Source organism: Paenarthrobacter sp. 22069, assembly GCF_052046035.1.
GTDB lineage: Bacteria > Actinomycetota > Actinomycetes > Actinomycetales > Micrococcaceae > Arthrobacter.
Genome location: NZ_JBQEQF010000003.1, coordinates 97,334 through 116,036, shown reverse-complemented (window position 1 = coordinate 116,036; position 18,703 = coordinate 97,334). Strand labels below are relative to the sequence as shown.

Sequence of the window (18,703 nt, the reverse complement as noted above, 5' to 3'; positions counted from 1 at the left end):
GCCCTACTCAGCCACGGCAGCGGTGATCAGGGCCTTGAGGGTGCCCTTTTCGATCTCGCCGAGGACACGGGAAGCCACCCGCCCCTGCTTGTCCAGGACCAGGGTGGTGGGCACGGCGCCGGGCGGCACGAGGCCTGACACGGACAGCAGGACGGCGCCGTCCTTGTCGTCAAAGCTGGGGTAGGTCAGGTTGAAGGTTTTCTCGAACGCCGCGGCCGTGGGCTTCTCGTCCCGGAGGTTGACGCCGAAGAACTGGACGCCCTGGTCCTTGAACTCCTGGTGCAGCGCTTCGAGGAGTGGTGCTTCCACCCGGCAGGGCGCGCAGGCGGCGAACCAGAAGTTCAGGACGCTCACCTTGCCCTGGAAGTCTGCAGGGGTCACGGCGGTGCCGTCGAAGAGGGCTCCCTGGATCTGCACGGCTTCCTTGCGGTCGCCGGCGGCAAACTCCGTGACCGAGCCATCGCCGGCAACGTAGTTCTTGTTGTCCCCCGCCTTTGCCTGCTTGGCAAGCGCATCCTCCTGGGCGCAGCCGGACAGGCCAAGGGTCAGCGCGGTCAGGGCCATGCCGCCGGCGGCCAGCAGGCCGCGGCGGGAGGGAAGGTTGTTATAGCTCACTGCTAGGCTCCAGGGGTGCTGGCGGCACCGGGAAGAAGGGACGCCGCGGGTTCGTTGTACTCGACCCGCAGCAGCGAGCCGTCGTCAGCGAAAACCAGGGACGTAACGGATGTCAGGGTGCACTCGCGCTTGCGGGGGTCGTGCCAGAGGGGCCGGCCTTCGGCGCTCAGCCGGGCTGCCCAGATAGGCAACTGGTGGCTCACCAGGATGGCCTCCGGACCGCCGGCGCCAAAATCGCCGTCGGCCAGTTCGATGGCCCGAAGCCGCGCATCCCGCGCAGCTTCAGCCATCCTTGCCGCCTGCTGCTTGTAGGGCTCCCCCCAGGACGGCCGCAGCGGGTTAACCAAGTGCGGCCAGTGCCTCGGCCGGCGCAGTTCCGCCTGGGTGACCTTGATGCCCTCGAAGTAGTTTTCGGCCTCGATGATCCGCTGGTCCGTGTGGACCGGCAGGCGCAGGGCTTCCGACGTCGGACGCGCGGTTTCCTGCGCACGCTCCAGCGGGGAGGCGGCCAGGTAGGTGATCCGGGCGCCTCGCGCGGCGCGCTGCCGGAAGTGCTCGGCAAGGGTCCGGGCCATCTCCTGCCCCAGCTCGGAGAGGTGGAATTCGGGAAGCCGCCCGTAGAGCACGCCGTCGGGATTATGGACCTCGCCGTGGCGGAGCAGATGGACAGTGGCTTGGGGCATGTTTACCAGTTTCTCAAAGATGGCGTGCGATCCGAAATCATCGCAGCTGCTTTCTACAAACAGTAGAACTGAAGTTTTTGAAGAAATGTTCCGAAGCCGGGAACAAAAGATGCAAATGCATGTTTATACTGGATGCAGCAAGATGGTTGAGGCTTCAACTGATGAGGCTTCAACCGACAAAGGTTCTACAGCAGAACGACATACACATTTTCAAAGGAGCAACATCATGGCACTTCCCGCAGACGTCACCACCGGCACCTGGACCCTGGACAACTCGCACAGCGAAATCGGCTTCACTGTCCGCCACGCAGGCATCAGCAAGGTCAGGGGCCAGTTCACCGAGGCTGCCGCCACGCTCGATCTCGCAGAGGATGTGGCCGCGTCCCGGATCAGCGCCACCATCAAGACCGCCAGCTTCGACTCCGGCGACGCCAACCGCGACGGCCACGTCAAGGGCGGGGACTTCTTCGACGTGGAGAAGTTCCCGGAGATCTCCTTCGTCTCCAACGGACTGGTGGCCAAGGGCAACAGCTACGAACTCACCGGTGACCTGACCATCAAGGGTGTCACCCGCCCGGTAACCCTGGAAACCGAGTTCAACGGTGTTGCCGTCGACCCCTTCGGCAACACCCGCGCCGGCGTCTCTGCTGAGACCACCATCAGCCGCAAGGACTTCGGCCTTACCTGGAACGCCGTGCTGGAAACCGGCGGCGTGCTGGTCAGCGACAAGGTTGCCATCAACCTGGAACTCGCGTTCATCGCCCCTGCAGCATAATCACCCTTCCCGGGCCTTCCCCGGCACCAGGCCTCCAGGGCTTGGCGCCGGGGTCCCCTGTTTAAGGGCAGCCACCTGCACGGATACCGGACGAATCGCCCACAACGCCGCCCGCCGGGGGTACGGTGGACCTAAGCCATGCTGGGGGGACGGCTGAGGACCGATTCCCGGCAGCCTACCTGGATCCCGACCTGCAGAAGGAACGCCCATGAGTACTCCTCCCGTCCCACCTCCCACACCCCAAGACCCGCATTCCGGCAACGGCCAAACGGGGAATGACCAGGCCGGAACCGGCCAGCCCGGAAGCCAGCAGCCCGGGTCCCAGCCGCGCTACGGCCAAAACGCGCCACAATACGGCCAGAACGCACCGCAGTATGGCCAGAGCCAGCCCCAGTACGGGCAGAACCAGCCGCCGGCGGCGCCTCAATATGGCCAGAACGCGCCCCAGTACGGTTCCCCCTATGGGCAGAATGCGCCGCAGGCTCCGGGCTACGGGCAAGGGGCCGGGCAGTTTGGCCAATCACAGTATGGCCAGTCGCCGTACGGCCAGTCCCCCTACGGCCAGTACCCTTCGGAACAGCCCCAGCCGGCCGGAAGCAACGGCATCCCGCAGCTGGTGAACATCTCGTTCTGGCTGCTGATCGCTTCAGCCGTGATTTTCGTCGTCTCAATGCTTGTCGGCCTGACGCAGCTCGATGATCCCCAGTTCCAGCGGGTTTTCGAGCAGCAGATGGCGGCGGGAGGCGCCTCGGGAGTCACGTATAACGACATCAAGGGCGTCATTGCCGGCACCCTGATCGTGTTTGCGATCATCGGCGCGGCCCTGTACCTGCTGGTGGCCTTCTTCGTCCGCAAGGGCAAGAACTGGGCCAGGATCCTGGGAACGGTGTTTGCGGCCTTGTCCGTGCTAGGCCTGTTCGGGGTTCCAAGCTTCGGAACGATCGGGAGCGTCCTGGGCATCGCCGCCATTGTGCTGCTGTATCTGCCGGCGGCTGCGCCGTATTTCCGTAAGCAGCAGCCCTTCGCCAACCCGTATTCCGGCGGCTTCGGCAACCCCTACGGTCGGTAACCGGCACCTCTGCCGGTAGACAGGCGGCCCGGGAAGCAGCAATGCTTCCCGGGCCGTTTACGTTTAACCCGCGGCTAGGCCGTCTGCCCTGGTGCCTGGGCGCGCTGGGCGTGGTAGGCCAGGATCTGCAGTTCGGTGGCCATATCCACCTTGCGCAGGTTGACCCCCTCGGGAACCTGCAGCATGACGGGAGCGAAGCTCAGGACGCTGCGTACGCCGGCCGCCACTACCCGGTCGCAGACCCCCTGGGCCACTGCCGCCGGCAGGGCCAGCACCACCATGTTGGCTCCGGTGCGGTGCAGGACTGTTTCGAGGTCGGCGACGTCGCTGACGCGCAGCCACCCCACCTCATTACCCACCACCATCTGGTCGGCGTCGAAAATCGCCACGACGTCGAAGCCCCGGGATTCGAAGCCGCCGTACCGTGCCAGCGCCTTGCCCAGGTTTCCGGCGCCGACGATGGCCACTTTCCAGTCATGGGTCAGCCCCAGGGCGGCGGCGATGTGCCTGCTGAGGTACTGAACCTCGTAGCCCACTCCCCTGGTGCCGTAGGACCCCACGTGCGAGAGGTCCTTGCGGAGCGTTGATGAACTGACGCCGGAGGCTTCCGCCAGGGATTCGGAGGAGACCCGCTCGACGCCCTCGGCCAGGAGGGTGTTCAGGGCCCGGAGGTAGAGCGTCAGCCGGGCCACGGCGGCAGGCGGGATCTGCTTGGCCGCAGTGCCCGCGGCATCCGGAAAGCCGGGCACGGGCTGGGACGTGGAATCCAAGGACGTCACTGGCGCTCCCCTACCGGGCCATGGCGCGCTGCAGCACGCGTTCCAGCCGGGCCTCGTCGATCTTCCAGAAGTCTCGCTGCACGCCGTCCACCAGCACCACCGGGATCTCTTCGGCGTAGCGTTCACGAAGTTCGGGCTGGTTGTCCACCAACTCTTCGCTCCACGTAAGGCCCAGGGCGGCCGTAACCCGCCCGACGGCGTCGCGCGCCTCCTCGCAAAGGTGGCAGTCAGCTTTGGTGACCAGGACGACGCGCGGTGTAGCCATGGCTTAACGGTATCGCCGTTCGCGGCGTGCGGGTGACGCCGACGGCGGCGGGCCACCTAATTGACTAGACTCGGGACCATGCCCGAGGAGAAATATGTCGCCGTAGTCACGCGGCCGGCCGTTGCGCCGCAGCCCGCTGAGGCGGCGTTCTTCGACGTGGACAACACGCTGATGCGGGGCGCCAGCCTCTTCCACGTGGCACGGAAGATGCACCAGCGCGGCGCGTTTACCCTGGCCCAGGCCGCCGGCTTCGCATGGAAGCAGTTCAAGTTCGTTGCCCGCGGGGAAAACATCGACGACGTCCACGCCGTCCGGGACTCGGCCCTGACCCTCGCCGCCGGCATCACCGTCGACGATATCAAGGCGCTCGGTGAAGAGGTCTACGACGAAATGATCGCGTCCCGGATCTGGCCGGGCGCCAAGGCACTGGCCGAGCAGCACCTCCGGGTGGGCCGCCGCGTCTGGCTGGTGACCGCAACGCCCATCGAGGTGGCCACGGTGATCTCCACCCGCCTGGGACTGACCGGGGCCCTGGGAACGGTGGGCGAAGTTTCCGAGGGCATGTACACCGGCCGTTTGGTGGGGGACATCCTGCATGGCTCGGCCAAGGCCGTGGCCGTGCAGGCCATCGCCGATGAGGAGGACCTGGACCTCAAGCGCTGCTGGGCATACAGCGATTCCTACAATGACGTTCCGTTACTTTCCCTTGTGGGGCATCCGGTGGCCATCAATCCGGACGCGAAGCTCCGCCGCCACGCCCGGGACCGGAACTGGCCGGTCTACGATTTCCGTGCCGGCCGCCGTGCAGCCACCCTTGGCCTCAAGGCGGCCACCTTCGGCGGTGCCGTCTACGGCCTCTGGAAGGGCTTCGCCCGCATCCGCGGCCCGCGCGGATAGCCGCTCCCGCACGACAAACCGAACTGCCCGGACAAACGAAAATGCCCGGACAAACGAAAATGCCCGCCGCCTTGAAGGCGACGGGCATGTCCACGCTGCTGGAAGTATTGCTACTTCTTGTTGCGGCGCTGGTGACGGGTCTTGCGAAGCAGCTTGCGGTGCTTCTTCTTGGCCATACGCTTGCGACGCTTCTTGATAACTGAACCCACGAAAGTTCCTTACAAACTAGATGCAGTACCTGTCTGATGGAGAATGTCCGTGGACAAAGCTACGAACTGAACAACTGACAGATTCTTACAATGACGTAAAACGTTCCTTAACAGGGTACCGCCTATCGGGAGCGGCTCAGGACAAGCCCTCTCAAGCTGTCTCGGTGTGGCCGTCCACCACAGCACCCTTGAGGTACTGCTCGACGGCGTTTTCGGGGACGCGATAGGAGCGGCCAAAGCGCACTGCCGGCATTTCGCCGGAATGCACCAGCCGGTAAACAGTCATTTTGGAGACTCGCATGACCTCGGCTACTTCAGCCACGGTCAGGAACTTCGCGTTGGAGAAGTTCTGTTCTGCCGACATTTCCCTATTTTCCTTTGCTGACGGATGGACAACAGTGACCCCAGGTACGTGCCAATGCGGTGTTCCGATGCTGAGCCATCCACCAACCACCTAAGAAGATACTCTAGATGTTCATGTGGCAGATGTGAAAGTAGGTAAAACCCCCTATTTCGACTGCCGCCGCTTCGCCGCCGATGCCGCCAGCTGCTGCAGGACGGACGCGGAAACGTCCCAGTCCATGCAGGCATCCGTGACGCTCTGGCCGTACACCAGCCCGGACCGCCCGGCGGCATGCTCCGCTACGTCCAGGTTCTGGGCTCCGCCCACCAGGAAGCTTTCCAGCATGACCCCGGCAACGGCGTGCGCCGCGGCGCCCCGATCCTCAAGCTGGGCACCGATTTCAAGGGCAACTTCCGCCTGCCGGTGGTGGCTCTTGCCGCTGTTGGCATGGCTTGCGTCCACGATCAGTCGGGGGTTGAGCCCCTTGCCGGCCAGTTCGCCGGAGGCGCGTTCGACGTCGGCCGCGGAGTAGTTGGGTCCCTTGCGTCCGCCGCGGAGGATGACATGGGTGTCCGGGTTTCCTGCCGTTGATACCAGCGCGGCCCGCCCATCGCCGTCGATCCCCAGGAACGCCTGGGCCGCTCCGGCCGCCCCGCAGGCGTCGATGGCCACCTGCAGGCCGCCGTCGGTCCCGTTCTTGAAGCCGATCGGCATCGACAGCCCGGAGGCAAGCTGGCGGTGGATCTGGCTTTCCGTGGTGCGGGCACCGATGGCTCCCCAGGAGATCAGGTCCGCCATGTACTGCGGGCTGATCGGCTCCAGGAATTCGGTGGCGGTGGGCAGCCCCAGGGCGGTGACCTGCTGCAGGAACTGCCGGGCGGTGCGCAGCCCGGTGACCATGTCGTGGCTGCCATCCAGCCGGGGATCGTTGATCAGGCCCTTCCAGCCCACCGTGGTGCGCGGCTTCTCGAAGTAGGTCCGCATGACGATCAGCAGGTCTTCCTTGTGCTTTTCGGCCTGGCTGACCAGCCGGCGGGCGTACTCCAGGCCGGCCTTGGGGTCGTGGATGGAGCAGGGGCCCACGATCACCAGGAGCCGGTCATCCACGCCATCCATGATGGCGCGCACTTCGTCACGTCCCCGTTCGACGACGGCTGCGGCCCGGGCGTCCAGGGGCAGTTCGGCGAGGAGTTCGGAAGGAGTGGGCAGCGCAGTGAATTCGCTGACCCGCAGGTTCGAGGTGGATGTGGTGTTGCTGGCGTGGGCTGCTGTTGTAGCGGTGCTCATGGTCGGGTCCTGTTCCAGATGGGAAGCGGGCCCGGATTTCAGAACCCGCCGGAGAAACGGCGAAGGGCAGAGAATCATCTCTGCCCTGTTGGCTCTGAAGGAATGCTGGATGCGTGTCAGTTAGACGCGGGCCCCTCCAGAGCCAACGAAAAATACGCATACCAACGGTTAGTCATGGAAGAGACCATAAGCCCGCGGTGACGCGGCCGCAAAATCGGCCGCGTCACATTGCGTCCCCGATTTACCCCAGGAGCTTGCGGAGGAACTGCAGTTGCCGGATCCAGTGGTGCTCCTGGCCGCCTTCGTGGTTGTTGAACCGGTACACCTCGATCTGCTTGGCGGCACCGGTGGCGGAGGAAGCATTGGTCCCGGAGCCGTAGGCATTGAAACTCGCGAATACGGTGGACGCCGGGCAGATGTCGTCCATCAATGCGGCGGAGTACAGTGCCGGCACGGCGGCAAACCGGGCCAGGTTGACGCCGTCGAAATAGTTCAGGACGTCCAGCGCGGATTCGTAGCGGTCGCGGTGCCGGGCCAGGAATTGGGCTATCTCCGGGTAGGGCCCGCGCGGGGTGATGTCGATGGCGCGGGGGAAGTCCTGGAGGAAGGGGACGTCCGGCAGCGCGGCGATGACGCCGTCGAGCCGTCCTGCCGCCAGACCGGCCGTGGCAACCACCAGGCCGCCGCCCTGGCTGACGCCTGCCAGCACCACCCTGGCGGGGTCGACGTCGGGGTGCGCCTGGGCAGCCTCGACGGCACGGAAGGCATCAACATAGACGCGCCGGTAGTAGTACTCCTCACGGCTGGAGATGCCCCGAGTCATGAGGCCTGCGTGGGCCACGTCCCCGGCCGAGGGATGCGGGTCCGCAGTGTCCCCCACAGTCCCGCCATACCCTTGGCCGCGGGTGTCCATAATGAAGTGCGCGTAGCCGGCCTGCGCCCAGCGGGTGTCCTGGTTCACCAGGCCGCGGCCGCCGGAATAGCCGATGTAGTTCACCACCACCGGCAGCCGCTCGCCTTCCCCGCGATTGGCCGGCAGGTGCAGCCAGCCCTTGACCGGTGCGCCGCCAAAACCGGAGAAGGTCACGTCGAAGGTATCAATCACCGTGAGGTAGTTCTCCACCGGATCGAAGGTGGCGTTGAGCGGAAAGGCCCGCGCTTCCTCGACGGTGGCATCCCAGAACCCGGCGAGGTCGTCCGGTGGTGTGACGCCGGAGGTGTAGCTGCGGAGCTGGGCCAGGGGCAGGTCGAAAAGGGGCATCGTTGTCCGTTCCGGTTTAGTTGGTGGCGGCCTCGCGGTCGAGTCCCTCTATCTTTAGCGCACGTTTCCCTGGCGCACGATGATGAGTGGTTCAAAGCGGCGAAGGCTTGCCCCTGCGGCGATGATCGAACGCAGTTCCGCCAGGCCGCCGGCTGCGGCCCCGGCCGCGCGTGCCTGGACCAGGACGTTGCCCATGGCCGTGGCCTCCACCGGACCGGCAACCACGGGCCGGCCCGTGGCATTGGCCGTGAGCTGGCACAGCAGGCTGTTCTGCGAGCCGCCCCCCACCACGTGCACCACGTCCACCGGGCGCCCGGCGAGGCGTTCGGCCGCGGTGATGGTCTTGGCATAACCGGTGGCGAGGCTGTCCATGATGCAGCGGGTGATGGCTGCAGGATCGTTGGGCAGGAGGTCCCCCGTGCGCCTGACCGCCGCGCGGATCCGCTCGGGCATATTGTCCGGGGCGATGAAGTAGGGGTCGTCCGCGTTGATCTGCGGTCCGCCGGCGGGGAGCGCGGCCGCGGCCGCCAGCAGGGCGGCAAGGTCGGGCTGGAAGCCCTCGCCGGCCCACGTCCGCTGGCATTCACTGAGCAGCCACAGGCCGCCCACGTTCCGCAGGTACCGTATGGTGCCGTCCACGCCCCGTTCATTGGTGAAGTTGGCTTCGCGGCTGGCCTCCGTTAACACGGGGTGCTTCAGTTCCAGGCCCACCAGCGACCAGGTCCCGGACGAGATGTACGCGAAGTCCTCCGTGTCCGCCGGCACCGCCGCGACGGCGGACGCGGTGTCGTGCGATCCCACCGCCACCACCTGGGTTTCCCGGGACAGGCCTACTGCGGCCGCGACGTCCGGGAGGAGCCCGCCGTACGCTTCCCCGGGCTGGATCAGAGGCGGGAACAGGTCCTTCCGCAATCCCAGCGCGGCGAAGAACTCCGTGGCCCATTCCCCCGCCACAGCGTCGAAAAGGCCGGTGGTGGAGGCGTTGGTGGCCTCTGTCCGGCGCTTCCCTGTGAGGCGGAAGGCAATCAGGTCCGGGATGAGCAGCGCCTGCAGGCCGGCCAGGTCCCGTTCGGTGGCGAGTTGGTAGATGGTGTTGAACTGCAGGAACTGCAGCCCGGTGGCCTGGTACAGGCGGGCGGGGTCCAGCTTGGCGTGCACGGGTGCCACGGCGGCCCGGCTTCGGTCGTCGCGGTAGCTGTACGGCTGCGCCACCAGTTCGCCGGCCTTATCGACCAGCCCGTAGTCCACCGCCCAGGTGTCGATGCCGATGCTGGCGATGGTCTCGCCCTGGACGGCCGCCACCGCTGCCGCGGCCTTGAGTCCTTCAAGCACCTCCGCGTAGAGGGCGTCGAAGTTCCAGCGGAGGCCGCCGTCGATCTCCACCACTCCGTTGGGGAACCGGTGGACGGTCTCCAGGGCCACCCCGGCGGGGGAAACGCGGCCCAACATGACCCGGCCCGATGAGGCACCGATGTCGACTGCGGCGAACACCGCCCGGGCGGGCGCCTGGGCGGTGTTCGCGGCCGCTTCCGCTGTGCTCATCGGAGGAAGGCTGCGGCCACGCCGGCGTCCACGGGGATGTGCAGGCCGGTGGTGTGGGACAATTCGTTGCCGGTGAGGACGGCTGCGGCGTTGGCGACGTGTTCGGGCAGGACTTCGCGTTTGAGCAGGGTGCGCTGGGCGTAGTACTCGCCCAGTTTCTCCTCGTCCACGCCGTAGACCGCGGCGCGCTTGGCGCCCCAGCCGCCGGCGAAGATTCCGGAGCCGCGGACCACGCCGTCGGGGTTGATGCCGTTGACGCGGATGCCGTGCTCGCCCAGTTCGGCCGCGAGCAGGCGGACCTGGTGGGCCTGGTCGGCCTTGGTGGCGGAGTAGGCGATGTTGTTGGGTCCTGCGAACACGGAGTTCTTGGACGAGATGTAGATGATGTCCCCGCCCATGCCCTGGGCGATCATGACCTTCGCGGCGGCTTTGGCCACCAGGAAGGAACCCTTGGCCATGACGTTGTGCTGGAGGTCCCAGTCCTTTTCGGTGGTTTCCAGCAGTGGCTTGGAGATGGACAGGCCGGCGTTGTTGACCACCAGGTCCACGCCGCCAAACGCCAGCACGGCGGCGTCGATCGCAGCCGCGACCTGGGCCTCGTCCGTCACGTCTGCCTGGACGCCGACGGCGACGTCCGGGCCGCCGAGTTCTTCGGCGACCTTCTGCGCGTTCTCCAGGTTCAGGTCGGCGATGACCACGCAGGCGCCTTCCGCGGCGAGGCGGGTGGCGATGGCCTTGCCGATGCCGGACGCCGCGCCGGTAACCAGCGCGATGCGGGTGGCGTGGGACTTGGGCTTGGGCATCCGGGCCAGTTTGGCTTCCTCCAGCGCCCAGTACTCGATCCGGAACTTCTCGGATTCCTCGATGGGTGCGTAGGTGGAGATCGCTTCGGCACCGCGCATCACGTTGATGGCGTTGATGTAGAACTCGCCGGCGACGCGGGCGGTCTGCTTGTTCGCCCCGAAGGAGAACATCCCCACGCCGGGGACCAGCACGATGGCCGGGTCCGCGCCCCGCAGGGCGGGTGAATCGGCGTCCGCGTGGCGGTCGTAGTACGCCTGGTAGTCCTCGCGGTAGTCCGCGTGCAGCTCGTGCAGCCGGGCGATCGAGTCCTCGATGGAGGCGTCCGCCGGCAGGTCCAGGATGAGCGGCTTGACCTTGGTGCGCAGGAAGTGGTCCGGGCAGGAAGTGCCCAGGGCGCCCAGCCGCGGGTGCTCGGCGGATTCCAGGAATTCCAGGACGACGGCGTCATCGCTGAAGTGCCCCAGCTGTGGCTTGTCGGTGGAGGCCAGGCCGCGGATCACCGGCGCCAGGGCGGCGGCCTTCGCGCGGCGTTCGGCTTCCGGCAGCGCACCGTAACCGGCAAGCTTCGCGCCGAATGGCTCTGCCTTGCCGTTGTCCCGGATGTACTTTTCGGCCTGTTCGATGATCCAGAGCGAGTTGGTTTCGGCTTCTTCGCTGGTGGCGCCCCAGGCGGTGATGCCATGGCCGCCCAGGATGGTGCCGATGGCCTGCGGGTTGGCGTCCTTGATCGCGGCGATGTCCAGGCCCAGCTGGAAGCCGGGACGGCGCCAGGGCACCCAGACCACCTTGTGGCCGAAGATCTTGGTGGTCAGCGCCTCACCGTCGACCGCGGTGGCGATGGCGATGCCTGAGTCCGGGTGCAGGTGGTCCACGTGCGCGGCATCCACCAGGCCGTGCATCGCCGTGTCGATCGAGGGAGCGGCGCCGCCCTTGCCGTGAAGGCAGTAATCGAAGGCCGCCACCATCTCATCCTCGCGCTCCACACCGGGGTAGACGTTCTTCAGCGCGTTCAGCCGGTCCAGCCGCAGCACCGCAAGGTTCTGTTCCTTCAGCGTGCCCAGGTCCCCGCCCGAGCCCTTGACCCACAGCAGCTGGACGTCCTCGCCGGTGACGGGGTCCTTTTCGGTGCCCTTGGCCGAGGTGTTGCCGCCGGCGAAATTGGTGTTCCGCTTGTCAGCGCCCAGGCGGTTGGAACGGGTAATCAGGTCTTCAACAGTCTTGTTGGTCATGAGAGTTATGCGCCCCATCCGGCTTGCTGGCCGCCAACGCGGTCCTCATTGATCTTTTTCTGGTAGCCGCTGGCTTTGAAGGTGGCCATCGGGTCCGCGGGCAGGCCGCGGGATTCACGCCATCCGGCCAGCATCGGCCGGACGTCGGTGTAGAACGCATCGTTGAAGATGCCGTTGGCTGCGAGGACGTCCCCGGCCCGTTGGGCTTCGTTCAACGCAGCGGTGTCCACCAGCAGGGCGCGCAGAGTCATCTCCTGGACGTTGAGCACGGAGCGGATCTGGCCCGGGATCTTCTCTTCCAGGTTGTGGCACTGGTCCAGCATGAGGGCCACACCGGAGTCCTTGCCGTAGCCACCGCCCCGGATCACCTCGTACATGATGCGGAAGAGCTGGAACGGGTCCGCGGCACCCACGATGAGGTCGTCGTCGGCATAGAAGCGGGAGTTGAAGTCGAAGGAGCCCAGCTTGCGCAGGCGCAGCAGCTGCATCACGATGAACTCGATGTTGGTGCCCGGCGCATGGTGGCCGGTGTCCAGGCAGACGAATGCCTTCTCCCCCAGCGCCAGGGTCTGGGCGTAGGACGTGCCCCAGTCCGGAACATCGGTGTGGTAGAAGGCCGGCTCGAAGAACTTGTACTCCAGCACCAGGCGCTGCTCTTCACCCAGCGCGGCGTAGATCTCCTGCAGCGACTCGGCCAGACGGTCCTGGCGGCCGCGGATGTCATCCTGGCCCGGGTAGTTGGTGCCGTCCGCCAGCCAGATCTTCAAATCCTTCGAACCCGTGGCGTGCATGATCCCGATGCAGTCCAGGTGATGGTCGATGGCGCGGCGCCGGACAGCCTCGTTAGAGGATGTCAAAGAGCCGAACTTATATTCGTCATCCTGGAAGGTGTTGGAGTTGATGGTGCCCAGTCCCACGCCCAGGCCGGCCGCGTACTCCTTGAGGGCAGCGTAGTCGTCCACCTTGTCCCACGGAATGTGGAGGGCCACGGTCGGGGCCAGGCCCGTCAGTTCGTGGACCTTGGCGGCGTCCGCCAACTTCTCCTGGACGGTCCGCGGCGTGCCGGGCGTGCCGAACACCTTGAACCGCGTACCTGAATTTCCATAGGCCCACGAGGGGACCTCGATGGCAAGCTCCCCGAGCCTGCCCAGCGCCGTTGCTACGTCGTTCATGATGGTTCTTTCCGGTGATTGAGCGTCTGCCTGATGGCCTGTCTGGTGCCCCGCTGCCGGAGCGTGGTACTGCTGGGGTTAGTGGGAGCCCGCGGCTGCCAACTGGCTGTCAAGGTTGAAGACTTCTTCAAGGACCTGGAACCCTTCATCGGGCGCCTGGCCGGAGTCTTCGAAGAGGGTGGCCATTTCCGCCTGCCAGCGGGCGTTGACCTCTGTCAGTGCCATGCGGGCACGTGCAGCGTCAAAGTCGTCGCATTCCACGTAGCCCACCAGGAGCCCGTCCTCCCCCAGGAACAGCGAGTAGTTCTGCCAGCCCGCCTCCTTGAGGGCGTGCAGCATGTCCGGCCACACCGCAGCATGGCGGCGCCGGTATTCGTCGATCAGCGCCGGCTGGACCGAGGAACGGAAACACACCCTCATCGGGACTCCCCTTCAAAGTTTCCAAATTTGAATCGTTTCATTGGTACGATTCAAAGTACTCTTGGATTTGAGCAGGTGTCAAGCAATGGCAGAAACTTTTAATCCCCCTCGCGGACAGGGACAGCCGCGGGCAAACCGGCACGGAGAATCGATGAACCGCACAGCCAGTATCAAGGACGTGGCCGTCCACGCGAGCGTGGCGGTGGGAACTGTCTCCAACGTCCTGAACTACCCTGACCGGGTGTCGGAGCGTACCAAGGAACGCGTCCTGCGCGCCATCGACGAGCTGGGGTTTGTCCGCAACGACGCTGCCCGCCAGCTGCGCGTCGGCCACAGCCGGACCATCGGGCTGATCGTCCTGGACGTCGGAAACCCCTTCTTCACCTCAGTGGTGCGGGCCGCAGAGGACGCGGCGGCACTGCAGGGCAGCGCGGTCCTCCTGGGCGACAGCGGCCACAATGCCAGCAGGGAGGCCAACTACATCGACCTCTTCCAGGAGCAGCGCGTCCAGGGCCTGCTGATTTCGCCCGTGGGCGATGTGACGGACAGGCTGGACCTCCTCCGCGAGCGCGGCGTGCCCACAGTCCTGGTGGACCGGCTGGCCGACGAATCCAAATTCAGTTCCGTGGCGGTGGATGACGACGCCGGAGGCTACCTCGCAGCCCGGCACCTGCTGGATACCGGCCGGCGCCGGCTCGCCTTTGTTGGCGGACCCACGTCCATTCGCCAGGTGGCGGACCGCCTCCAGGGCGCCCAGCGGGCCGTGAAGGAGGAACCGGACGCCACGATTGAGGTGCTGGACTCCGAGGGCCAGACCGTGCTGGCAGGCCGCAGCGTGGGCGACATGCTGGTGGAGCGGGGCCGGAAGGAGCTGCCGGACGGCATCTTCTGCGCCAACGACCTCCTGGCGCTGGGCGTCATGCAGTCCCTGACCATGACGCACACCTTCCGCATCCCGGAGGATGTGGCACTGATTGGCTATGACGACATCGACTTCGCCGTCTCCGCGGTGGTGCCGCTGTCCTCCATCCGCCAGCCCACAGAGCTGCTGGGCCGGACGGCCATTGAGCTGTTGTCTGAGGAAGTGGAGTCCCAGAACCCGGTCCACCGGGCCGTGGTGTTTACACCTGAGCTGGTGGTCCGGCAGAGCACGGCTACGCCGGCTGCCGGCTGATCAGGCCGGACCGCTTATTTTCCGGCCTGCTGCAGCCATTTCATGGATTCTTCCCGTGAAGTGAAGAACCGGGTGGGGCAGGGCGGTATGTGGACGCCCAGGAAGAAATTGGCGATGATCCGGTCCACCGGGCTCGACCCCAGGAGCGCGATGCGGTTGGCCGCGCAGGGAATGGAGAAGACCGAGCGCGCCTGGATGCTGACGTTTTCGGTGGTGGCCATGTCCACCAGCATCGGGTAGCTGGCGTCCCCGGCGATGCGGTTCACAGCAGCCATCGCCGCCTGCGCGTCCTCGGCCTCAATCCGCACCTTGGGCTCCCAAATAAGATGGATGAGGCCGTCGGAGCGCAGCTCCACAGTACCCTTGCCGCCGTCGACCCTAACGGGCTCCATCCCCCGCCTCCCTCCAGTGGGCAGTTCCTGAACTCCTCTATCTTGCACCAGCCGGAGGGAATCCGTACGAGGCGGCAACAGGCTTGACTCATCAGCGTGCTTGCGCGCAACCCGGCGCTGAAAGGATTTACCGAAAATGCGCACCAAGGTCTCAGCTTCGATTACCGCGGTCGCCCACCAGCGCCATGCTCTTTGGCATGGCAGGAACCTTCACCAACCTCGCCGGAGTTGCCACTCCGGTCAGCCAGACATTGACCACCACCGCGGCCGCCGCGCCCACCACCAACGCGGCGACCGCCCCGGGCGGCGGTTGTGACATCGTGAACCTCGTCCTCGGGTCGCTGCACCTGGATGTCCTGGGGCTTAACGTCGACCTGAACCAGGTGGTCCTGGACATCGTCGCCCAGTCGGGCGCGGGCAAGCTTGTCGGCAACCTTCTGTGCGCCGTTACCGGGCTCCTTGACGGCGGCAACGGGCTTAGCGGCCTGGCCAACCTGCTCAACCGCCTCCTGGGACTCTAGTTTCCTGAAGGCCGCATAACAGCGGACGCGGCACGAGGCGGGCGGCCCCCTGGGACCGTCCGCCTCTTCGCTGCCTGCCTCTCCTCTGTCCAATGAAAGCTTGTCCGCCTACAGCTTCTCCACCAGCAGGTTGCGGTAGGCAGCCCGGAGCGGGGCCATCTGGCGGAAGCCAAGCCGGCCCGCGCCCAGCATCTTTGCCGAGGCATCGGTCCACTCGAAGAGGAGCAGCCCGTTGATGGAAAACGCCACATGCGGCCCGTCCTTCACCACGTCCAGCCGGTAGAAGTCTGTGGCGTCTTCGGTGGGCGGCAGCGGGTCCGCTCCCTGGGCCACCAGCTCGAATCCGGCACTCTTGCGCAGGTTGCAGGTCCGGAACGCGCGCTCTGATTCGTGCTTGTGCCGGAAGTAGGAGACGTGCAGCGCATCGATGTCCCCGGAGTGGTACTGCGGGTAGTAACCCGTGCGGGGCGCGAGGCCGGGGCTGAAGAGGTCCAGCCCGCGCTGCCCCGTTGCGGCGAAGAACAGCATGGCCAGGCCAGGCTCCGCGAGCGGCAGGAACTCCCAGCTGATCCGGATGCCGTCCGGAAACTCCCCGGGGCACCAGAACGTCCAGTGGGCGTGGTCGCCGAATTCCCGGTCATCCAGTGAACCCGATAATTCCAGCGCCCCGCCGTGGCTGCCCAACTTGACCGGCCCCTCTGCCACCCAGCCGGCAACGTCCTCCGGTCCTGCCAGCGGGTTGCTGTAGAGGATGCTTCCCACCTAGCCGCGTCCCGCCGTCGTGCGGGAAACCAGCCGCCGGGGGCAATAGCCCAGCTGCACCAGCTGCTCGGCCACCTCGCCGGCGACAAGCGCGGCGCCCCGCTGGGAGAAGTGGGTATCGTCAGCCAGGCCGTCGGGCCAGTGCGCATGTTCCCCCGGGGCGAAGTGGCAGAAGAGGTCCCGGGAGTCCATCCGGCCCAGCCGGAGATAAACGCTACGGGTCCAGGCGTTGAGGTCGATCACGGCGGTCCCCAGGTCCATGCCGAGTTCACGGACCACGTCCGGATAGTCTTCCAGGCTTTCCTCCAGGACGGCGTCCGACGGCGGCCCGGCCAGGAAGTGCCGCCGCTCCACCGGGGTGCACAGCACGGGAACAGCACCCGCCGAACGCACCTCCGCCACCATGGTGCGCAGGTTCGCTGCGTACCCGGTGCGGGCCGCCAGGTGCTGCTTCTTCTGGTCGTTGTGGCCGAACTGGATGGTCACCAGGTCCCCGGCGCCCGCTTCTGCGAGCAGGTCCGCCCACAACCCCTCGGCACGGAAGGATTCGGTGCTCGCACCGCCTTTGGCAAAGTTGTGCACGGCACCCCAGGTCCAGGTGAGCGGAGCCAGCCGGGCTCCCCAGCCGCTCATGGGGAACTCGTGCGTGGGACAGTTGGCCACGGTGGAGTCTCCGGCCAGGAGGATCTTCATGGCGTCCTTTCGTCGGAAGATGGGTCAGCCCTTGACGGAGCCGATGAGCATGCCCTTGGCGAAGTGCTTCTGCAGGAAGGGATAGAAGATGAGGATGGGCAGGGTTGCCACCACGATCACGGCGAACTTGATGCCCTGTTCCGGCGGCATGTAGTTGGGATCCACGTTGCCGGTACCCAGCAGGTCCGAGGCCGCCGTGACTTGCCGCAGGTACATCTGCAGGGTCCACTTGGAGTTGTCGCTGAGGTACAGCAGGGGCGACATGAAGTCGTTCCAGATCCCCACGGCGTAGAAGAGCGCAAACGTGGCCAGGACCGGCTTGGACAACGGCAGCAGGATCCGCCACAGGATCCCGATCTCGGTGGCACCGTCCATCTTGGCCGATTCTTCAAGTTCCGCAGGGAGTTCCTGGAAGAAGTTCTTGATGATGATCAGGCTAAACGGGTTGATGGCCGCGGGCAGGATCAGGGCCCAGTACGAGTTCAGCAGTCCCAGGTCCTTAACCAGCAGGAAGGTGGGGATCATGCCGCCGGAGAAGACCATGGCGAACACCACCAGGGAAAGGATGACGTTCCTCCCCCGCAAGGTCTTCTTGGCCAGCGGATAGGCCATGGTCACCGTGAAGGCCAACTGGACCAGGGTCCCCACCGCGGTGACCAGGATGGTGGTCACCAGGGCGCGGACGAACGCCGGAGTGGCGAAAATATATTCGTAGGAGCCCAGGGTGAACTGTTCGGGCCAGACGAAGAACGCCCTTCGGGTGATCTCGGCTTCGGTGGCGAAGGAGCCGGCGAAGACGTAAATGAACGGCAGCAGCGTGATAATGCCGATTAAGGACAGGAACACGTAGTTGACGGCGTCAAAGATCCGCCCGCCGCGGGTGTTGTGAATCTTCATTAGAACAGTCCGCTCTGGTTGAATCGCTTGGCCAGCCAGTTTGTGCCGAAGATCAGCACGATGCCCACCAAAGATTTGAACAGGCCAACGGCCGTGGAGTAGCTGTAGGCCCCCTGGGTGATGCCCACGAAGTAGACGTACGTGTCAAAAACGTCCGCCACTTCACGGTTCAGGGCGTTGGTCATCAGGTAGATCTGCTCGAAGCCGGTGTTCAGCATCTGCCCGATGGCCAGGATCAGCATGACGATGATGGTGGACCGGATGGCAGGCAGGGTGATGTGCCAGACCCGGCGGAACCGGCCCGCGCCGTCGATGATGGCCGCTTCGTACTGGTCCTGGTCCACGGTGGCGAGGGCGGCCAGGAAGATGATGGTTCCCCAGCCCGTGTTCTTCCAGATTTCCTGCAGCACGATCAGGGGCCGGAACCAGGCAGGGTCCGACAGGAAATCGATGTTGGTGCCCATGACGGTGTTCAGGAGCTGGAACAGCGGGCCGATGTCCAGGGCGAACAGCAGGAAACTCAGCGACGCCACGATGGTCCACGACAGGAAGTGCGGGATGTACACCAAAGTCTGGACGGTGCGCTTGAGGATGGACAGCCGGACTTCGTTCAGCAGCAGCGCCAGGACGATGGTCAGCGGGAACGCCACACCAAGGTTCAGGAAGGCCAGGATCAGGGTGTTGCCCAGCAGCCGGGGAAAGTCCGGGTTGGCGAAGAAGTCCTCGAAGTTCCGGAAGCCCACCCACGGGCTGCCGTTCACGCCAAGGAACGGGACGTAGTCCTTGAAGGCGATGGACACCCCGTACATGGGGGCGTAACGGAACACTGCGAAGTACACCACGCCCGGCAGCAGCAGCAGGTACAGCCATTTGTAGTGCGCGAAATGGACGGAGAACCTGCCCCGGTTCCGGGG

22 protein-coding genes are annotated in these 18,703 nt (G+C 65.6%); 5 read left to right on the top strand and 17 right to left on the bottom strand.

The features are described 5' to 3' along the window. Window positions 1-3: 3 nt before the first annotated feature. Window positions 4-564: a TlpA disulfide reductase family protein gene (locus ACTJK0_RS03335; RefSeq protein WP_110542127.1), complete on the bottom strand. Its 561-nt coding sequence runs from the start codon at window positions 562-564 to the stop codon at window positions 4-6. 53 nt (window positions 565-617) lie between these two features. Further along, window positions 618-1,298 (bottom strand): histidine phosphatase family protein, encoded by a 681-nt coding sequence (locus tag ACTJK0_RS03330; protein WP_440744221.1) that lies wholly within the window; start codon window positions 1,296-1,298, stop codon window positions 618-620. Between the two features lie 226 nt (window positions 1,299-1,524). On the opposite strand from ACTJK0_RS03330, the gene ACTJK0_RS03325 reads away from it, so the two are divergent. Further along, window positions 1,525-2,073 carry a YceI family protein gene (locus ACTJK0_RS03325; RefSeq protein ID WP_110541648.1) on the top strand — a complete coding sequence of 183 codons (549 nt, stop codon included), beginning with the start codon at window positions 1,525-1,527 and terminating at the stop codon, window positions 2,071-2,073. A 208-nt stretch (window positions 2,074-2,281) separates the two neighbouring features. Continuing rightward, window positions 2,282-3,142, top strand: coding sequence for a hypothetical protein (locus ACTJK0_RS03320; protein WP_440744220.1), 861 nt, complete (start codon window positions 2,282-2,284; stop codon window positions 3,140-3,142). 74 nt (window positions 3,143-3,216) lie between these two features. On the opposite strand, the gene ACTJK0_RS03315 is transcribed toward ACTJK0_RS03320, so the two are convergent. Further along, window positions 3,217-3,921, bottom strand: coding sequence for a redox-sensing transcriptional repressor Rex (locus ACTJK0_RS03315; protein ID WP_110541650.1), 705 nt, complete (start codon window positions 3,919-3,921; stop codon window positions 3,217-3,219). A gap of 10 nt (window positions 3,922-3,931) precedes the next feature. Then, window positions 3,932-4,186, bottom strand: a complete 255-nt coding sequence (locus ACTJK0_RS03310; RefSeq protein WP_110541651.1) for a glutaredoxin family protein — start codon at window positions 4,184-4,186, stop codon at window positions 3,932-3,934. 78 nt (window positions 4,187-4,264) lie between these two features. Between ACTJK0_RS03310 and ACTJK0_RS03305 the strand changes: the two genes are divergently transcribed. Continuing rightward, window positions 4,265-5,083, top strand: coding sequence for an HAD family hydrolase (locus tag ACTJK0_RS03305; RefSeq protein WP_440744219.1), 819 nt, complete (start codon window positions 4,265-4,267; stop codon window positions 5,081-5,083). Between the two features lie 110 nt (window positions 5,084-5,193). Here ACTJK0_RS03305 and ACTJK0_RS03300 read toward each other — a convergent pair whose 3' ends face one another. From ACTJK0_RS03300 to ACTJK0_RS03265, 8 genes are all read right to left on the bottom strand, one after another. Then, a complete protein-coding gene (locus tag ACTJK0_RS03300; RefSeq protein WP_003792170.1) occupies window positions 5,194-5,292 on the bottom strand; it encodes a 30S ribosomal protein bS22 in 99 nt (32 codons plus the stop codon). A 151-nt stretch (window positions 5,293-5,443) separates the two neighbouring features. Beyond that, window positions 5,444-5,656, bottom strand: a complete 213-nt coding sequence (locus tag ACTJK0_RS03295; protein ID WP_043452394.1) for a helix-turn-helix domain-containing protein — start codon at window positions 5,654-5,656, stop codon at window positions 5,444-5,446. A gap of 144 nt (window positions 5,657-5,800) precedes the next feature. Further along, a complete protein-coding gene (locus tag ACTJK0_RS03290; protein ID WP_440744218.1) occupies window positions 5,801-6,922 on the bottom strand; it encodes a 3-deoxy-7-phosphoheptulonate synthase in 1,122 nt (373 codons plus the stop codon). Between the two features lie 241 nt (window positions 6,923-7,163). Next, on the bottom strand, window positions 7,164-8,183 hold the full coding sequence (locus ACTJK0_RS03285; RefSeq protein WP_440744217.1) for an acetylxylan esterase: 1,020 nt from the start codon (window positions 8,181-8,183) through the stop codon (window positions 7,164-7,166). Between the two features lie 54 nt (window positions 8,184-8,237). Then, the gene (locus ACTJK0_RS03280) at window positions 8,238-9,725 is read right to left on the bottom strand and encodes a rhamnulokinase (protein ID WP_440744216.1); all 1,488 of its coding nucleotides are present in this window, start codon (window positions 9,723-9,725) and stop codon (window positions 8,238-8,240) included. Continuing rightward, window positions 9,722-11,758, bottom strand: a complete 2,037-nt coding sequence (locus ACTJK0_RS03275) for a bifunctional aldolase/short-chain dehydrogenase (protein ID WP_440744215.1) — start codon at window positions 11,756-11,758, stop codon at window positions 9,722-9,724. The genes ACTJK0_RS03280 and ACTJK0_RS03275 overlap by 4 nt, the downstream gene beginning before the upstream one ends. A gap of 5 nt (window positions 11,759-11,763) precedes the next feature. After that, window positions 11,764-12,930 (bottom strand): L-rhamnose isomerase, encoded by a 1,167-nt coding sequence (gene rhaI / locus ACTJK0_RS03270; protein WP_440744214.1) that lies wholly within the window; start codon window positions 12,928-12,930, stop codon window positions 11,764-11,766. Window positions 12,931-13,008: 78 nt separating this feature from the next. Then, window positions 13,009-13,350, bottom strand: a complete 342-nt coding sequence (locus ACTJK0_RS03265) for an L-rhamnose mutarotase (protein WP_440744213.1) — start codon at window positions 13,348-13,350, stop codon at window positions 13,009-13,011. A 151-nt stretch (window positions 13,351-13,501) separates the two neighbouring features. Between ACTJK0_RS03265 and ACTJK0_RS03260 the strand changes: the two genes are divergently transcribed. Then, entirely contained in the window at window positions 13,502-14,524 is a 1,023-nt protein-coding gene (locus ACTJK0_RS03260) for a LacI family DNA-binding transcriptional regulator (RefSeq protein ID WP_440744212.1), read from the top strand. Window positions 14,525-14,538: 14 nt separating this feature from the next. On the opposite strand, the gene ACTJK0_RS03255 is transcribed toward ACTJK0_RS03260, so the two are convergent. Continuing rightward, the gene (locus tag ACTJK0_RS03255) at window positions 14,539-14,916 is read right to left on the bottom strand and encodes a DUF7793 family protein (RefSeq protein WP_110541659.1); all 378 of its coding nucleotides are present in this window, start codon (window positions 14,914-14,916) and stop codon (window positions 14,539-14,541) included. A gap of 197 nt (window positions 14,917-15,113) precedes the next feature. Here ACTJK0_RS03255 and ACTJK0_RS03250 point away from each other — a divergent pair, with 197 nt between their 5' ends. Continuing rightward, complete coding sequence (locus ACTJK0_RS03250) at window positions 15,114-15,437, top strand: hypothetical protein (RefSeq protein WP_440744211.1); 324 nt, start codon at window positions 15,114-15,116, stop codon at window positions 15,435-15,437. Window positions 15,438-15,545: 108 nt separating this feature from the next. Here the strand turns inward: ACTJK0_RS03250 and ACTJK0_RS03245 are convergent, their stop codons facing one another. The 4 genes from ACTJK0_RS03245 to ACTJK0_RS03230 are packed head-to-tail and all read right to left on the bottom strand — an operon-like array spanning window position 15,546 to window position 18,631. After that, window positions 15,546-16,199, bottom strand: a complete 654-nt coding sequence (locus ACTJK0_RS03245; protein WP_440744210.1) for a DUF1961 family protein — start codon at window positions 16,197-16,199, stop codon at window positions 15,546-15,548. Then, entirely contained in the window at window positions 16,200-16,892 is a 693-nt protein-coding gene (locus tag ACTJK0_RS03240; protein ID WP_440744209.1) for a rhamnogalacturonan acetylesterase, read from the bottom strand. Between the two features lie 24 nt (window positions 16,893-16,916). Then, the gene (locus ACTJK0_RS03235) at window positions 16,917-17,789 is read right to left on the bottom strand and encodes a carbohydrate ABC transporter permease (protein ID WP_440744208.1); all 873 of its coding nucleotides are present in this window, start codon (window positions 17,787-17,789) and stop codon (window positions 16,917-16,919) included. Next, the gene (locus tag ACTJK0_RS03230; RefSeq protein WP_440744207.1) at window positions 17,789-18,631 is read right to left on the bottom strand and encodes an ABC transporter permease; all 843 of its coding nucleotides are present in this window, start codon (window positions 18,629-18,631) and stop codon (window positions 17,789-17,791) included. The genes ACTJK0_RS03235 and ACTJK0_RS03230 overlap by 1 nt, the downstream gene beginning before the upstream one ends. Between the last annotated feature and the right edge of the window lie 72 nt (window positions 18,632-18,703).

Excerpts from the sequence above, each read along its gene's own strand:
- ACTJK0_RS03335 (WP_110542127.1), bottom strand. The coding sequence starts at position 564 with ATGGCCCTGACCGCGCTGACCCTTGGCCTGTCCGGCTGCGCCCAGGAG.
- ACTJK0_RS03330 (WP_440744221.1), bottom strand. The coding sequence starts at position 1,298 with ATGCCCCAAGCCACTGTCCATCTGCTCCGCCACGGCGAGGTCCATAAT.
- ACTJK0_RS03325 (WP_110541648.1), top strand. The coding sequence starts at position 1,525 with ATGGCACTTCCCGCAGACGTCACCACCGGCACCTGGACCCTGGACAAC.
- ACTJK0_RS03320 (WP_440744220.1), top strand. The coding sequence starts at position 2,282 with ATGAGTACTCCTCCCGTCCCACCTCCCACACCCCAAGACCCGCATTCC.
- ACTJK0_RS03310 (WP_110541651.1), bottom strand. The coding sequence starts at position 4,186 with ATGGCTACACCGCGCGTCGTCCTGGTCACCAAAGCTGACTGCCACCTT.
- ACTJK0_RS03305 (WP_440744219.1), top strand. The coding sequence starts at position 4,265 with ATGCCCGAGGAGAAATATGTCGCCGTAGTCACGCGGCCGGCCGTTGCG.
- ACTJK0_RS03295 (WP_043452394.1), bottom strand. The coding sequence starts at position 5,656 with ATGTCGGCAGAACAGAACTTCTCCAACGCGAAGTTCCTGACCGTGGCT.
- ACTJK0_RS03290 (WP_440744218.1), bottom strand. The coding sequence starts at position 6,922 with ATGAGCACCGCTACAACAGCAGCCCACGCCAGCAACACCACATCCACC.
- ACTJK0_RS03285 (WP_440744217.1), bottom strand. The coding sequence starts at position 8,183 with ATGCCCCTTTTCGACCTGCCCCTGGCCCAGCTCCGCAGCTACACCTCC.
- ACTJK0_RS03280 (WP_440744216.1), bottom strand. The coding sequence starts at position 9,725 with ATGAGCACAGCGGAAGCGGCCGCGAACACCGCCCAGGCGCCCGCCCGG.
- ACTJK0_RS03275 (WP_440744215.1), bottom strand. The coding sequence starts at position 11,758 with ATGACCAACAAGACTGTTGAAGACCTGATTACCCGTTCCAACCGCCTG.
- rhaI (WP_440744214.1), bottom strand. The coding sequence starts at position 12,930 with ATGAACGACGTAGCAACGGCGCTGGGCAGGCTCGGGGAGCTTGCCATC.
- ACTJK0_RS03265 (WP_440744213.1), bottom strand. The coding sequence starts at position 13,350 with ATGAGGGTGTGTTTCCGTTCCTCGGTCCAGCCGGCGCTGATCGACGAA.
- ACTJK0_RS03260 (WP_440744212.1), top strand. The coding sequence starts at position 13,502 with ATGAACCGCACAGCCAGTATCAAGGACGTGGCCGTCCACGCGAGCGTG.
- ACTJK0_RS03255 (WP_110541659.1), bottom strand. The coding sequence starts at position 14,916 with ATGGAGCCCGTTAGGGTCGACGGCGGCAAGGGTACTGTGGAGCTGCGC.
- ACTJK0_RS03250 (WP_440744211.1), top strand. The coding sequence starts at position 15,114 with ATGGCAGGAACCTTCACCAACCTCGCCGGAGTTGCCACTCCGGTCAGC.
- ACTJK0_RS03240 (WP_440744209.1), bottom strand. The coding sequence starts at position 16,892 with ATGAAGATCCTCCTGGCCGGAGACTCCACCGTGGCCAACTGTCCCACG.
- ACTJK0_RS03235 (WP_440744208.1), bottom strand. The coding sequence starts at position 17,789 with ATGAAGATTCACAACACCCGCGGCGGGCGGATCTTTGACGCCGTCAAC.